Genomic DNA, 13,526 nt, shown 5'->3' with positions numbered 1-13,526 from the left:
TTTCGGACACAATTACTGAAATACTACCAAACTATTTCAGTTATAACTCTAGTATTGTAACTATTATGGAGTTTTTACAAATTTTGATATTGTTTTCGTAAGCAGAACGCAAGAAAAGAATTTTTAGAGGTTCCCTTTAGTTTCATTTGGAACATCATAAGGGACAAAAAGCAATCCAAAAAGCAGATCCGTTAATATTGTAAAGGCCTAATTTTTAATGTCTTACAAATATTTTATTTCACCAGAAAATAGCTTTATTTGGCGGCCTGAAGAGGATTCAATTAAAAGACGCCCTCTATCATCTATATCAATTACCACCCCCCTACCCTCTTCTCTTTCTGTCAGGTCTTCACCAAAAGCTACGTAACGACCAATAGTATCTGAGAAAATTTTAAAAATCCCTGGCAAAGGATTTTTGAGCTTCTTATCCTGAAGGAGATGGGCTTCGCAAGCCCTTAGCAAGCCTAAATACTTTCGTAAATTAAATAAAAACTTGGCTGAAACTTCGGGGAAATTAACTTCGTGACCAAGTATTTCTTTTAAAGAAGTGGCTGGAAGCCCCACAGGCAAAGAATTATTGACGTTAAGCCCTACCCCCACGAGGTACCAGGCGTCTTCATAATTAGAACTTCTTTCTATCAGTACGCCGGCTAACTTTTTTTCATTTATCCAGAGGTCATTTATCCATTTTTGCCTGGCAGGTACTCCAAAGGCCTGAACAGTCTCTGTTAAGGCAAAGCCTATGATAATGGATACCCAGCCTTTGAATTCTGGAGTTATGTCGTCGTATAAAGCTATAGTCAGCCATAGCCCTCCTTTTGAAGCAACCCAGGTGCGTGAAAAACGTCCTTTAGCTTCGGTCATTTCAAGTGCTAAGACGGTAAGGCCGTTTTTTATGAGGGGATCTTTTTTTATTTTTTGACGTAAAAAATCTGTAGCCCTGGGTAAACGCTCAAAAACAAAGATTTCCTGGCCAACTTCTCTTCCACGCCGTAAAACCTCTTCCCCAGAAAATCCATAAAAATAATTATCCCTAAATTTTAGGGTTTCAGCTTCTATTAAAGCCAAAATGTCTTTTTCTAGTTTAACTAAACGTTTCATCTATTTTAGTTGGCTGTTTCGCCTGTCTCTGACATAGTGACACAGGGCCACAAAATGGCGAAGTAATCCTTGCGCCAGGCGGCATAGCCGCTGTGGCGATCTAAATCTAATACTTTGGAAATTTTACCTTGGTCTCGTTTCAAGAAACGTTTTATAAAATTTTATCTATATGGGACATTTTACATGACTCATCCATATTGTCACTGCGAGGAGATAATGAGTACAATGAGAAAGCTAAAGTTTAGCGTTTTTTTAAATTGAAACCAAACAAAACCTTGAGGAGTGACACATGAGATTAGTTTACGCGCGCGAGATGCAGACCTTGGATCGTTTTACCATTGAAGAGTTCGGTATTCCGGGCTTAATCCTTATGGAAAACGCCGGCCGAGGGACGGCCGAATTAATAGTTGAACGCTTTAGTCATGTTCTTCCTCAAGGTGCTCTAATTATTTGTGGGCCTGGCAATAACGGTGGAGACGGGTTCGTTATTGCCAGACATCTTTTTCAAAAAGGCTTTCCGGTAAAGATATTTTGCCTTGCCCCTACGGAAAAGTTTAAAGGAGACGCCCTGATCAATCTCCAGATCGTAAAAAAGATGAAACTCCCTTTATTTTTCGTAGATAGCGATATTTCTACTCTGAGACAGGAAATAAAGGCCTGTGGTCTGATAGTTGATGCCATTTTTGGCACCGGCCTGACAAGGGAAGTAGGCGGGCATTTTGCGGCCGCTATTGAAGCTATAAACCAAAGTGAAAAGCCTGTGATAGCTGTAGATATTCCCTCAGGGCTTTCGGCTGACTCTGGAAAACCGTTAGGTATAGCGGTAAAAGCTACCCTTACCGCTACCATGGCCCTTCCCAAAATAGGCCAGGTAATTTATCCCGGCCGTTATTACGTGGGAGAATTGAAAGTAGTTGATATTTCCATGCCCAAAACCGTGATTGAAGAGCTTGCTCCCAAGCGTTTTTTACTGGACGAAAGCTGGGCAAGCAAGAACATAAAGCCAAGGGAACCTGAAAGCCATAAAGGAACTTACGGCCACGTAGCCGTACTTGCCGGTTCCAGAGGCAAAACCGGAGCAGCTATCCTTACCTGCCGGGGAGCTTTAAGGGGGGGAGCCGGGCTGGTAACTCTGGTATGTCCCAAAAGCCTTAACCACATTTACGAAATAGCCCTCACCGAAGCCATGACCTATCCCCTTGAACACGAAACAGAGATAAATAGCCTCTCTTACCGGGCCTTTGATGAAATTATTAGCTTTTGTCAGGGTAAAAAGGCCGCAAGTATAGGGCCAGGCCTTGGCCTTCACCAGGAAACTTTTGAGCTGGTTCATCGGCTGGTAGCTCGTCTTGATATCCCTATGGTAATAGATGCTGATGCTATTTCTGCCCTGGCTGGCGAGCTATTTCATTTACGGCGAGCCCAGGCTCCTCGCATTCTAACCCCTCATCCTGGCGAACTCGCCCGCCTCCTTGACATTTCCATAGAAGAAATAAAGAAAAACCGACTTGAAATAGCCCGCCTGGCTGCTAAAGAAACCGAAAGTATCATTGTACTCAAAGGGGCAGCCACAGTAGTTGTAAGTCCGGATGGCCGGGAAGCTGTTAACTATTCTGGGAACCCCGGCCTTGCCACTGGAGGCACAGGTGACGTTTTAACCGGCCTGATAACGGCTTTATTAGCTCAGGGCTATGAGCCTTTTATTGCCGCCTGCCTGGGAGTCTATTTACATGGTCTTTCAGGTGATATACTGGCAAAACGTAAAGGGCCTTTTGGTTTTGTGGCCGAAGAAGTGGCCGAGGCCTTACCAAACGCTATAAAAGAAACAATAATGAGGAAAAAACTTGGAAGTCTTTAAAACCAAAAGCCCAGAAGAAACAGAACAGTTAGCCGAAAAACTGGGGAAAAGATTGGCCTGTGGAGATATTATTCTCCTTTTCGGAGATCTCGGGGCAGGAAAAACCACCTTCGTTAAAGGCCTGGCTCGCGGCCTCGGTGTCCCTGAAGACTACTATGTCCAAAGCCCTACCTTTGCTATTATAAACGAATACCCGGGGCGAATCCCTCTTTATCATGTGGACCTTTATCGCCTTGAGCCGGAAGATGTTTACGATTTGGGCCTGGAAGAGCTGGCTGAACAGGGCGTTCTGGTTATAGAATGGAGTGAAAGGCTCCCTTTTTCCTTTGATAAAGCCATCAAAGTTTATTTTGAAATACTGGATGCGCAGGAAAGAAAAATAATTATAGATATAGATATATAACCTCACTTAGAATCTGTTTGCCGATTCTCGGTTTCAATGCAGATTTTTCAACCAGATCAACCTTAACTCCAGGCAAATCGCTGAGATAATTCTCCATTTCAACAAAGCCTATAAGGCTAATTTTTGTATCTGGATTAAATTCCACTAAAATATCAGCATCGCTTTCTTCTTTAGCTTCTCCTCTTAAATAAGAGCCAAATATACCTATTTCTTTTACTCCATACTTTTCTTTGAGTTATTTTTTTGAGGATTTCTTTTATCTCATCAAGCGATTTTTTCATTTTCTCCACCTAATATTTATTCTCTTCTTATTTTAAAATTTTCCAAAGCGACGGCGGGCATTTCACTTAACGTTTTGAGTGTATCTGAAGTCCAGCCGTAAGGCTGGATTTTGGCAAAGGTGCGAAGCACCGAAGCCAGATACGCTCTGTTATGCGTAGTGCCCCGTCAAACCCCCTCAACAAGATGTCCCTGTTTGGCGAATCGCTTCTGCAATTAAAGATAGTGCACGTGTAAGGTCTGTTACCAACTTCTTTACCTTTTCACGATTTGATAAGTTATCTAGTTGAAAACGTTGCAATGCCTTGTTGAAGTTTGAGCCTTTACGGTGAGCGGCACCAGTTGATCGGATTGTCTGTATAGCATGCATAGCATACATAATTTGTTTCCTAATGTCTTCCGTAACTCCTATCTCTTTCAGATAGATTTCGAGTAGATCAATAGATCCCCTAATCGAACTTCCATCAATCTTTTGACTACTCTCACGGGAGAGAAGATTAACGTTTAGTGAATCTACTATAACTTTTGCTAGTGCTTGCATTTGTTCATCGAACTCTTTCCATTCCTCGGTTAAGGGTAAATGTAGTGTTTCATAAGCATGTCTGTCCTTTTCATCAAGCCCCTGGAATAAATCCTCACAGTATCTTGCTCTTGCTTCTCTTTGAACTTCCTCAAAGGCCACACGGAAATAGTAAATAGGGTCATCTGTTGGGTCAGCAAATTCGGCCATAAAATCACGAAGCCAACGGTGTCTAGTGATCGTCCCCCTTGGAGGGACATTGAATTGACGCCAATGTAATTGCTCTTTATATGGAATGCGACCTAAATCTCCAAGCCAAACTTGGACAAGTTCCTCCTCCGTAATATCTATAGGAAGATGCCAAAGGTCAAGACAACCTACGCCTGAATCACTGACCCTATAGCGACTTGGTTCTTGGTAGTATTTAACTAGGACTTTTCGCTTAAAGAATACCGGTGTAAGAAAATGAGGGGTTCCACGATCAGTAAAATAGTTGCTAAGTACCTCCTCATTACAAGTTGACTCAATATCTTTACCCTGTTCATTACGACCTATGATAAAAGTAGCGAACTTCTTTTCTCTCTCTCCCGTAGCAAACCATGTATGGCGCTTGTCTGGTTCAGAATAGGGAAACACCACATCTTTGCCAAGAAGACGTGATACACTCTTATAATTATTCCAAGGAATGTCAGTACGAAGCCAAAGTTCAAAGCTCGATGATTTATCACCTAAGGGGTAGCTTGCAAATTGTCCCCCGATATGTTCACTGATGTCTTCCAAAGCTCGTCTACGATGATCATGATAGCGGACTAGATAGCATTGATTTGCCGCTAAGTAATCTTTCAGATGATGAACGTCGACTAAAATTAAACGGTTATCATTCTCTTGCCTAATCCGGACTATTGGTTGTATGTCTCCATCATCGTCAATACGATGATATTCACCTTTTTCAGGTACAAAGAACGCTTCATGGTATAGAATAAAATTCTGCACCAATTCAAAAGTACTCGGAACAAAGCCGTGAAAATAACGATAAATTATGAAGGGCCTAAATTCGATGCCGTCAATTTCGGTACTCATTCCTGGATCATAATGGGCTACCTTTTCACCCCCACGACTATAAAAGTAAGGTTTTCCGAATTCTAGGTCGATATCCCAATCGGACTTTGACAATAGTCTCTCAAGGTTACCTTTAGCCGCAGAGGCAAGTGCACTGAAGGTAAATAAGTCCGTAGTTCTTTCTCGCCATGAACGAGCAACAACAATCCAATCTTTAGATTCGTTTTCTTTCTTTGCTAACCAGTCTTCAAAAGCCAAAAAGGATAAGACGTTCCGCATTGCTGGCTGACCGGTAAACTCGCGGATGACACTCGGAATTCTATTATCCATATTCATGATTTTTTCCCTCCTATTATTGAGGGCATTACGCCTAACTCGTTCATATCCGAACTGTTCGGATATACTACTAATTTTGTGGTATATGCGAACTGTTCGCATATATTTCTCTCTGAATGGCCATTACTTTTTATTACCTTGGTCATATCCCTCTTCCTGCTAAAAGATCATCAAGTGGGTTTTTTATTGCTGAAAGATTCTTCTTACTTACATGGGTGTAAATTTCTGTTGTTTTTGTACTTTTATGACCTAAAAGCTCCTGAATATACCTCAGGTCAATTCCACTTTCCAGCAAGTGCGTGGCAAAGGAATGTCTTAAAAGGAGCCTCACAACCTCTCCGACACGCAAACCACCAGAATAAATAAGCATTAAAATGGCTTTGTGTTTTATATTTTTAATTTTTGGGACTCCTTAATTTTGCCTAGAAACTGTCAAACTTTGCCATTTTAAATAGTAGATTTTTGAGGTTTTTCTATTTTTAAATATTTTGCGGTCTCCTCAAGGAGCATTATTTCAGAGAAAACTTCCATCATAGTTTTAACTCCTTTTGCAGAGTTTTTTAGCACCACTCAATGAATCTTCATTACAAATGGTCCAACTACAGTTTATTGATTACCCGATTCTTTCCATGTATCCGTCAAAATCCGAATCGAAACTCACTATCTTCTTTATCCTTTCCTCTCTCGCCCCTACCACGATGAGGGCATCGTTGAAGTTCAATCTCCCCTCCGTATCCTCCACCAGCCTTATTATATCGTCAAATTCTTCCAGAAGATACACCGCAAATCTGGCCGGACGAGGACAGATGGCCCTCAATTCCCTTAACGCCTGTCCGAACTCGAATCCCCATTCCCTCGACCGCCGGGCCAGAACTGAAACTGCTTCCCCATAGATCACATCCGGCACTATCGGATGTAAATCTCTCAAGGTTTCCCTGAAAATTTCTCTGGCCCTCCGATGATGCACATCCCTCTCGCAAAGACAGGCCACCAGAAAGCTGGTATCGAGAACCGCTCTCTCCTTCATAAATAAAGATCCTCTGAGTCTTTCAAGGCGTCTCCCCCTGCCGGTATGCTTCCTATGGCTTTTTCCAGCGCTTCCAGATCTACGGAACCGTCCCCGAACTCTTCCTTCAATCCTATTTCCGTAAGTCTCACGATGGTCTGGCTCAGAGGCTCCCCCTTGACGGAAGCTACCATCCTGACCTTTTTCAAAAGATCCACCGGGAAAAGGACTGAAACCTTATGACGCTTCTCCACTCTGGCTCGTGGCATATCCCTTACACCTTTGTCGGATTTTCCTCTTTTAGGATAAGAGTAATTTTCTTCTAGTCAAGATTGCTCCAAAGTGGACACGATACGGGAGGGCCGGGATTTCAAAATAGTAAAGATATTTTACGCAACGCGGCAGAAAAGTTAGCCCCTGGAGGATATAAAAACATAAGGATCTACCAACTACAGTTTTCTCTCTGAGCTTGGAATTCCAGAAGATGATTAAATTCCTGAAGATGATCACTCTGTATCAAAAGATGAAAAAGGAGCAGTAACATCTCTGGCCGCTGGCAGGATGGTTTCTGTTGACTATGACGACGGGCATCTCCAGATCAAAGAGGGAACTCACCTAAGAGTAGGAAATCAGTACGTCCTGTATTATAATTACGCAGGAAGAAAAATATCTACAAAGAACTGGATCAGGGGAGAGTTGACGATTTTATATTCGTATGGACTTAGATCGAAACGGAAGAAGAGAAGTTTATCGCCTCGATGGTAGATATACCCTTGAGCGGGGAATTATGCACTTCCAGGGAGATGTGTATCAGGTGGTTCCAGACGGCTCCGAGGTTAAGATTAATCCCCGTGGGGGAATAACCGAAATTAGAGGACTTAAGATGGGAGAAATAACCCGCGGTAAGAGGGAGGCTGAGGATGTTTTTAATGTGCCTACCGTAAAACTTTCTATGTTATTGGTGGGTGCAGAAGGCAGAATGCCCATAGAAGGGGTACGTGAAATACTTAACCGATGAATCCCTTGATCCTGAAACCAGAAAAGCGGCTATGACAAGGGGAGAATTCTACCTGCATCTCCTTGAAAACGACGAGACCCCCGGGCCGGGTTCGTGAAAAGCATGACCGATCTCGTTCATACCTATATCCGGGAAACTCACGATGTCAATGTGGCTCGCCATGACGGGAAGAGACCTCGCCATAACAACCTATTTGCTCACTGCGGGGGGGCTCCCAACTTGTCACTGCGAGGAGGCCAAAGGCCGACAAAGCAGTCCCGGAGATTCCTCGCTTCGCTCGGGACAAGCGAAGCAGGCTCAGGGAGAGATAAAATAACCAATTAAATTCAAAAATCTTTATAGAGGACAAAAAATGATATTTAGCCCTTTTGCTATCTTATTTTTCTTTCTTTTTCTCTTTTTGTTGCTTTTTTTATTTATTTTCGTCCACATTGGATTAATAACTATTGCCGCCAGCAAACTTGGACTGTCCGCAGGCCAGATTTTTGTCTTTCTTTTCGGCTCCTTGATAGGGAGCAGTATCAATATTCCCGTAAAAAAAATCAGGAGAGACCGTGAGCTTTACCCTGAAGAAGTAACGGTTACTTTTTTTGGCATACGTTACGTAATCCCCCAAGTCAGAGAACCAAGTTATACCGTAATAGCCGTAAACGTTGGTGGCTGTATAATTCCTGTTTTTGTCTCTTTATATCTAATGTTAACTAACGGCCTTTTTATAAGCCCTCTTATAGCCACCACCATAGTGGCTTTCATCTGTTATAAACTGGCCCGGCCTGTACCAGGTATAGGGATTGCCATTCCCATGTTTATTCCCCCTCTGGCCGCAGCTCTTATAGCCCTTCTCATCTCTCCAGAAAAGGCCCCGGTAGTGGCCTACATTTCAGGAACACTCGGTACCCTTATCGGCGCAGACATTTTGCACCTGAGAGACATAAACCGGCTTAAAGCCCCCGTAGCTTCAATTGGTGGTGCAGGTACTTTTGACGGCATATTTCTTACAGGAATTATAGCTGTAATTCTGGCTTAATTCCATCGACACTATTGTCGAATTCTTCTTTTTGTCGAATTAAAGCAAGCTAATTTCTTGAAAATACTGATTTCCCCGGCCATACAAACTGGCACACGCATTGCACTTAAAAACTGATAAAAACAAAGAAGGAGGTACAAAAGATGAGGAATTTAATTTTGGCTATGGTATTCAGTCTGTTTGTGGCAGGGGGAGTATGGGCCCAAAATCCTAATCCCCCAGCGGTACCTTACATCCTTTCAGGAACTCCGGTAACAATTACGGGAGTGGTTAAGGCTGTCCCCTGGCCTGCCAGCCAGGGTTTGCAGGTTGAAACAGATCAGGGGGTAGTCACCGTGTATGGCATTGGCCCTAGGTGGTACTGGCAACAAATGGGAGTCCCCTACCCTACGGTTGGAGAGGACATCACTGTAGAAGGCTATGAAGTTACTTTTCCCAATGGCACTACTAGAATCGTAGCTACTAAAATGACTGTTTCCGGACAGACCATCGTACTAAGAGGGGAAGATGGAAGGCCTCTCTGGCGCGGAGGGCCCTGGAAAAATAGAGGTCGTCAACAGATGCAAATGAATCAGGGAAGTGGTAACCAATATTTTGCCCCTGGCCAGGGTTATGGTAGAGGTCAATGCTGGCGGTATTCAAATTAATGAGTAATTAAAAAACCCCGCCTAAAAAGGCGGGGTTTTTTAGAAGAGATTATGAGAATCCTAATTTTTAGTTTGTTATTAATGAGAGCCTTTTTTATATTACAGGGCGTCATCACGAGGCGACCTAGTTGCCGTGGCAATCTTAAACCTTTTCGGTATAACTCGGGGAAGAGATTGCTTCGCCACTTCGTGGCTCGCAATGACGAGGTGGGAAATGTGGCTCGCAATGACAAAGGGAAAACTCGCAATGACAGCCCTAAAATTGTTACCTGTTTTGTGCTCTCATTATTAATTTTTCTAACCATTATTAGTCCTCTCAAAGCTCAAGGCCTTGAAGAGGGAGTTAAAATTGAAGGAAAAGTATTGATGACTTTTCCCTGCCCTAAAAGTGCTATTGTCCTTTTTTTTGACGAAAATAACAGGTCTAAAAGAATCAAAATTTTTTTTAATGAGAATCACCTTAGGCTTTATCCAGGAGATGTAATAAAGTTTCGCCTTTTTAAAACATTTGACGGCCAATTTTTAGCTAGAGACTTAATCATTAAAGAGCGCAAAGATTTTACCGGTATCAGGAAGAGATTACAAAAAAGCATTCGCCAAAAATGGCCAAGATGTTACCGAAAAGAATTTTACAAACGGGAACAACGGCAACAAAAGGAAAGAGGCGGTGGACACGGCGGTGGATATGGTAGATAGGCTCTCTTTATGGAAAATAAATCTGGTTTTTTTTCTTGTTTTATTTGGTCTTTTAAATCTATCTTTTTATTTTCATCATAAGGAAATAGAAAAATTTTTTGTTGAACATGTACAGCAGGATTCTTACACACTTACAGAAGTAATCCGTCTAAATATGGAAACAGGTTCATTAGCAGAAAAAATAATAAAAAATATTCTTTATCATTTTCTTTCTAATACATCATCTTTTATTGATTATTTAGACTCTATAGAGCCTTTTTCTCCAGATGAGTTGTTAGGTTTTATCCAGGAAAATGGTCTTGCTGGAATTTTTATTGAAAGGTCAAACGGAGAAATTATTTCTGTACCTGAAGGATGGTTGCCAGAAATTGATATTTGCCAGAATAGTTTAACTTATATCAAAGAATACAACCTATTTGTATTTTGCAGGGAAAACTTAACCTTTCTAAAGAAAGTTATAATAGGCTCAAGAGTTGAAAATATTAAACCATTTTATGAAAAAATATCAATTGAAAGCATTATCAACCGTATTTCTAAACTTCCTAATGTACGTTCAGTGGAAATAGTTCCACAAAAAATAAAACAACCAAAAGTTTCTCTTTTCAATAAAAACTTTAAGATAGAAATGCCTTTTCAAAACAAGACTCTAATTGTTTACTTAAAGGCTAAAAATTTAGAACTTTTAGAAAAAAAACTCAAAGAGCGCTACTTAATCTTATCTTCTAGTCTTTCCTTGATTGGTTTGATATTGACTGTTATTTTCTATTTTTTCCAAAAAAAATACTTGGAAAATATTAGAAATTATGAAAGAAGTCTCGCTCAACAAAAAGAAGAAGTAGCTCTTGGAAGGGCAGCAGCAACTATCGCTCATGAAATTAAAAATCCAATTAACAATATATCTTTAGCCTTACAAAGATTAATCAAAGAGGCTAAAAGTTTGTCTCAAGAGGAGCTTAAATTGCTGGAATTATTAAATAAATCACTATTACAATCAACTAAAACTATAGATTCTTTGTTAAACTACGTACGAATCGGAAAAAATTTTAATAAAGAAAAAGTAGAACTATCATCCATTGTTTTAGAAATGCTTGAACGCTATCAACTCTTATTGAAAGACAAAAAAATAAATGTTTCTACAGAATTAGAAAAATTGTTTATCATTGGAAATAGAGAACTTTTATTACAGGCTCTGGAAAATCTGATTTTAAACGCCCTGGAAGCCTCAAAAGAAAATGGCACTCTGGCAATTTCTCTTAAAAAACAAGGTAAATATGCAGTTCTGACTATTAAGAACTCAGGAGAACTGCCACCTAAGGATAAACTTGAGGAAATATTTAATCCTTACGTCACCTTTAAAACAAAAGGAACCGGGCTGGGGCTTGCCCTGGTGAAAAAAATTATAGAAGCTCATAATGGAGAAGTTTACGCTGAAATCACCAATGACAATCTTTTTAAAATAGAAATTCGTTTACCGAGGCTTAAAAATGAAAATACTCATAGTTGATGACGAAGAAATTCAATGTGAGCTTTTAAAAGGCTTTCTGGAAAAAGAGGGTTACGAAGTCAGTTATACCACCAGGCCCAAAGAAGCTATTGAAATATTTGAAAAAGAACTCATCTGGCTGGTTTTAGTTGACCAAAAAATGCCTGAAATGTCCGGAGATGAACTCCTGGCCAGGCTTAAAGGCATTAATCCTAAAGTAAGGGCTATAATGATAACCGCCTACGGAGCAGTAGATACGGCTGTCAAGGTAATGAAGCTTGGAGCTGACGATTTCCTTGAAAAACCTATCAATTTAGATGACCTGCTATCTCGTATAAAGCGCCTGGAACAGGAGACTTTTACCCAACAGGAAGCTGAAGAAGTTATCCAAAAATTAGAAGAAAAAAAAGAACTTCCCCTCAAGATTATTGCTGAAAGCAAACAGATGAAGGAAGTCCTTTCCATGGTAGCCAGGGTGGCGAGAACTCCGTGGCCTGTTCTCATTTCTGGAGAAACAGGGACAGGCAAAGAACTCATTGCTCGTTTGATACACCTGCTAAGTGACAGGGCTCAAGGGCCTTTCATAGAAGTAAACTGTGCAGCTATTCCCGAAACTTTATTTGAATCCGAACTTTTTGGACATGAAAAAGGGGCCTTTACCGGAGCTATACAATCAAAACGAGGGCGCTTTGAACTGGCTCACAAGGGAAGCATATTCCTTGACGAAATAGGCGAAATGCCCCTTTCCATTCAACCTAAGCTCTTAAGGGTGCTCCAAGAATCAAAAATAATGCGCTTAGGAAGTGAACGAGAAAAAGAAGTGGATGTGAGGGTCATTGCTGCCACCAACCGGGATTTAAAAGCCATGTGTGAAGAAGGTCGTTTCAGAGAAGATCTATATTATCGCCTCAATGTCTTTGAAATAAAGATCCCACCCCTTCGTCACAGAAAAGAAGACATACCGGCCTTGATTGATTTCTTTGTGAAAAAATACGCTTTTAGACCGGTTAAGTTTTCAGCTGAAGCCTTAGACATATTGATAAAGTATCCCTACCCCGGAAACGTTAGAGAACTTGAACACATTATCCAGCGCACGGTTACCTTGGCGCGCGGTTCTCTGGTGACTCCTGAAGACCTTCCTGAAGAAGTTAAGCGCTTTAAAACTACCAAGCTGGGCCCCCTTGAAGAGCGTCTGGCCCAGATAGAAAAGGAAATGATCCTTGAAGCCTTAAAAAAAGCCAACTGGGTTCAAACCAAAGCAGCGGAGTTTCTGGGAATAAGTGAACGGGTCCTGCGTTATAAAATGGCCAAACATGGCCTTAAGAAACCTTCTAAAGGAGGAGAAAAGTAATGCGTAAATACGTAAGCTTATTTTTGTTCTGGTCACTGATAGCAATGTTGGTAACTGGGGTGGTGCTTTTTATCATGCCTCATGGTCGGGTAGCCTACTGGACAGGCTGGACTTTGCTTGGCTTTGACAAAGACCAATGGCAATCTTTACACCTTGTTTTTGGCATATTGATGTTAATCTTTGGCTTCTGGCATCTCTATTTAAACTGGCGTCCTTTTGTTAGATATCTGCAAGAAAAGCTTTCTATCACAAGCCCAGCGGCAATTACTACCCTTATTTCTTTGATATTATTGGTAATGGCTGTAAAGTATATACCACCTATAAACTATCTCCTAGAATTTCAGGAAAAAATTAAAAACTCCTGGGTTAAATCTTCCACTCCACCGCCTGTACCACACGCTGAGCTCATGCCCCTAAGAGACATTGCTATGCGTCTGGGGATGCGCCCTCGCGACGCCGTAGAGCTTCTTAGAAAACAGGGATTAGAAGTACCTTCTGGCCAAATAACATTAAAAGAAGTGGCCAAACTTAACGGCAAAAGACCTTCGGAAGTATATCAAATACTGATTCAAGCAGCTCAAAAGTAGAGTAAAAGTAGTGCTTAGTAAGAACTAAAATAAAAAAAGGGGACACACAAAAGTCCCCTTACATTTTTAATTACTATAAATGCGAGGGCCTGACTTTCTTTTCTGTCATTGTCAGGCACTCGTTTTTTTTCCTAATTATTGTGAGGGGCAAACCC

The 13,526-nt window shown here is 41.2% G+C and carries 14 protein-coding genes and 1 pseudogene; 9 read left to right on the top strand and 6 right to left on the bottom strand.

All coding sequences use genetic code 11. The annotated features are described in order from the left end of the window. Nucleotides 1-222: 222 nt before the first annotated feature. On the bottom strand, nt 223-1,101 hold the full coding sequence (locus tag TH606_RS01840; protein WP_068540994.1) for a biotin--[acetyl-CoA-carboxylase] ligase: 879 nt from the start codon (nt 1,099-1,101) through the stop codon (nt 223-225). Between the two features lie 289 nt (nt 1,102-1,390). Here TH606_RS01840 and TH606_RS01835 point away from each other — a divergent pair, with 289 nt between their 5' ends. Together TH606_RS01835 and tsaE are read left to right on the top strand one after the other, a co-directional pair. Continuing rightward, entirely contained in the window at nt 1,391-2,959 is a 1,569-nt protein-coding gene (locus TH606_RS01835) for a bifunctional ADP-dependent NAD(P)H-hydrate dehydratase/NAD(P)H-hydrate epimerase (protein ID WP_068540993.1), read from the top strand. Beyond that, nucleotides 2,946-3,362, top strand: coding sequence for a tRNA (adenosine(37)-N6)-threonylcarbamoyltransferase complex ATPase subunit type 1 TsaE (gene tsaE / locus TH606_RS01830; RefSeq protein WP_068540992.1), 417 nt, complete (start codon nt 2,946-2,948; stop codon nt 3,360-3,362). The genes TH606_RS01835 and tsaE overlap by 14 nt, the downstream gene beginning before the upstream one ends. On the opposite strand, the gene TH606_RS12035 is transcribed toward tsaE, so the two are convergent. The 5 genes and pseudogenes from TH606_RS12035 to TH606_RS01805 all read right to left on the bottom strand — a co-directional run bounded on the left by TH606_RS12035 (nt 3,343) and on the right by TH606_RS01805 (nt 6,831). After that, a complete protein-coding gene (locus TH606_RS12035; protein WP_331710686.1) occupies nt 3,343-3,564 on the bottom strand; it encodes a nucleotidyltransferase family protein in 222 nt (73 codons plus the stop codon). The two genes, tsaE and TH606_RS12035, sit on opposite strands and share 20 nt — an antisense overlap. Nucleotides 3,565-3,819: 255 nt before the next feature. Next, complete coding sequence (locus TH606_RS01820) at nt 3,820-5,556, bottom strand: hypothetical protein (RefSeq protein WP_068540991.1); 1,737 nt, start codon at nt 5,554-5,556, stop codon at nt 3,820-3,822. Between the two features lie 142 nt (nt 5,557-5,698). Then, nucleotides 5,699-5,878 (bottom strand): annotated as a pseudogene (locus TH606_RS01815) (tyrosine-type recombinase/integrase); the annotation flags it as partial. A 291-nt stretch (nt 5,879-6,169) separates the two neighbouring features. Beyond that, nucleotides 6,170-6,583: a type II toxin-antitoxin system VapC family toxin gene (locus TH606_RS01810; RefSeq protein ID WP_068540989.1), complete on the bottom strand. Its 414-nt coding sequence runs from the start codon at nt 6,581-6,583 to the stop codon at nt 6,170-6,172. Then, the gene (locus TH606_RS01805; RefSeq protein WP_068540988.1) at nt 6,580-6,831 is read right to left on the bottom strand and encodes a hypothetical protein; all 252 of its coding nucleotides are present in this window, start codon (nt 6,829-6,831) and stop codon (nt 6,580-6,582) included. The genes TH606_RS01810 and TH606_RS01805 overlap by 4 nt, the downstream gene beginning before the upstream one ends. A gap of 446 nt (nt 6,832-7,277) precedes the next feature. On the opposite strand from TH606_RS01805, the gene TH606_RS01800 reads away from it, so the two are divergent. From TH606_RS01800 to TH606_RS01770, 7 genes are all read left to right on the top strand, one after another. Continuing rightward, nucleotides 7,278-7,580 carry a hypothetical protein gene (locus TH606_RS01800; RefSeq protein ID WP_068540987.1) on the top strand — a complete coding sequence of 101 codons (303 nt, stop codon included), beginning with the start codon at nt 7,278-7,280 and terminating at the stop codon, nt 7,578-7,580. A 352-nt stretch (nt 7,581-7,932) separates the two neighbouring features. Further along, nucleotides 7,933-8,607, top strand: coding sequence for a DUF1614 domain-containing protein (locus TH606_RS01795; RefSeq protein WP_068540986.1), 675 nt, complete (start codon nt 7,933-7,935; stop codon nt 8,605-8,607). Nucleotides 8,608-8,750: 143 nt separating this feature from the next. Beyond that, entirely contained in the window at nt 8,751-9,254 is a 504-nt protein-coding gene (locus TH606_RS01790; RefSeq protein ID WP_068540985.1) for a hypothetical protein, read from the top strand. A gap of 216 nt (nt 9,255-9,470) precedes the next feature. Beyond that, entirely contained in the window at nt 9,471-9,950 is a 480-nt protein-coding gene (locus tag TH606_RS01785; RefSeq protein WP_157627836.1) for a hypothetical protein, read from the top strand. Continuing rightward, a complete protein-coding gene (locus TH606_RS01780; protein ID WP_068540983.1) occupies nt 9,940-11,454 on the top strand; it encodes a sensor histidine kinase in 1,515 nt (504 codons plus the stop codon). The genes TH606_RS01785 and TH606_RS01780 overlap by 11 nt, the downstream gene beginning before the upstream one ends. Then, nucleotides 11,435-12,784, top strand: coding sequence for a sigma-54-dependent transcriptional regulator (locus TH606_RS01775; RefSeq protein WP_068540982.1), 1,350 nt, complete (start codon nt 11,435-11,437; stop codon nt 12,782-12,784). Before TH606_RS01780 ends, TH606_RS01775 begins: the two co-directional genes overlap by 20 nt. Further along, a complete protein-coding gene (locus TH606_RS01770) occupies nt 12,784-13,371 on the top strand; it encodes a DUF4405 domain-containing protein (RefSeq protein WP_068540981.1) in 588 nt (195 codons plus the stop codon). The genes TH606_RS01775 and TH606_RS01770 overlap by 1 nt, the downstream gene beginning before the upstream one ends. Nucleotides 13,372-13,526: the final 155 nt, after the last annotated feature.

It is taken from the genome of Thermodesulfatator autotrophicus, from assembly GCF_001642325.1.
GTDB classification, from domain to species: Bacteria; Desulfobacterota; Thermodesulfobacteria; order Thermodesulfobacteriales; family Thermodesulfatatoraceae; genus Thermodesulfatator; species Thermodesulfatator autotrophicus.
This window is presented reverse-complemented; position numbering and strand designations above follow the sequence as displayed.

Coding starts and splice junctions, on each gene's coding strand:
- TH606_RS01800 (WP_068540987.1), top strand. CDS start 7,278: ATGGACTTAGATCGAAACGGAAGAAGAGAAGTTTATCGCCTCGATGGT.
- TH606_RS01775 (WP_068540982.1), top strand. CDS start 11,435: ATGAAAATACTCATAGTTGATGACGAAGAAATTCAATGTGAGCTTTTA.
- TH606_RS01780 (WP_068540983.1), top strand. CDS start 9,940: ATGGTAGATAGGCTCTCTTTATGGAAAATAAATCTGGTTTTTTTTCTT.
- TH606_RS01840 (WP_068540994.1), bottom strand. CDS start 1,101: ATGAAACGTTTAGTTAAACTAGAAAAAGACATTTTGGCTTTAATAGAA.
- TH606_RS01805 (WP_068540988.1), bottom strand. CDS start 6,831: ATGCCACGAGCCAGAGTGGAGAAGCGTCATAAGGTTTCAGTCCTTTTC.
- TH606_RS01770 (WP_068540981.1), top strand. CDS start 12,784: ATGCGTAAATACGTAAGCTTATTTTTGTTCTGGTCACTGATAGCAATG.
- TH606_RS01790 (WP_068540985.1), top strand. CDS start 8,751: ATGAGGAATTTAATTTTGGCTATGGTATTCAGTCTGTTTGTGGCAGGG.
- TH606_RS01820 (WP_068540991.1), bottom strand. CDS start 5,556: ATGAATATGGATAATAGAATTCCGAGTGTCATCCGCGAGTTTACCGGT.
- TH606_RS01795 (WP_068540986.1), top strand. CDS start 7,933: ATGATATTTAGCCCTTTTGCTATCTTATTTTTCTTTCTTTTTCTCTTT.
- TH606_RS01835 (WP_068540993.1), top strand. CDS start 1,391: ATGAGATTAGTTTACGCGCGCGAGATGCAGACCTTGGATCGTTTTACC.
- TH606_RS01810 (WP_068540989.1), bottom strand. CDS start 6,583: ATGAAGGAGAGAGCGGTTCTCGATACCAGCTTTCTGGTGGCCTGTCTT.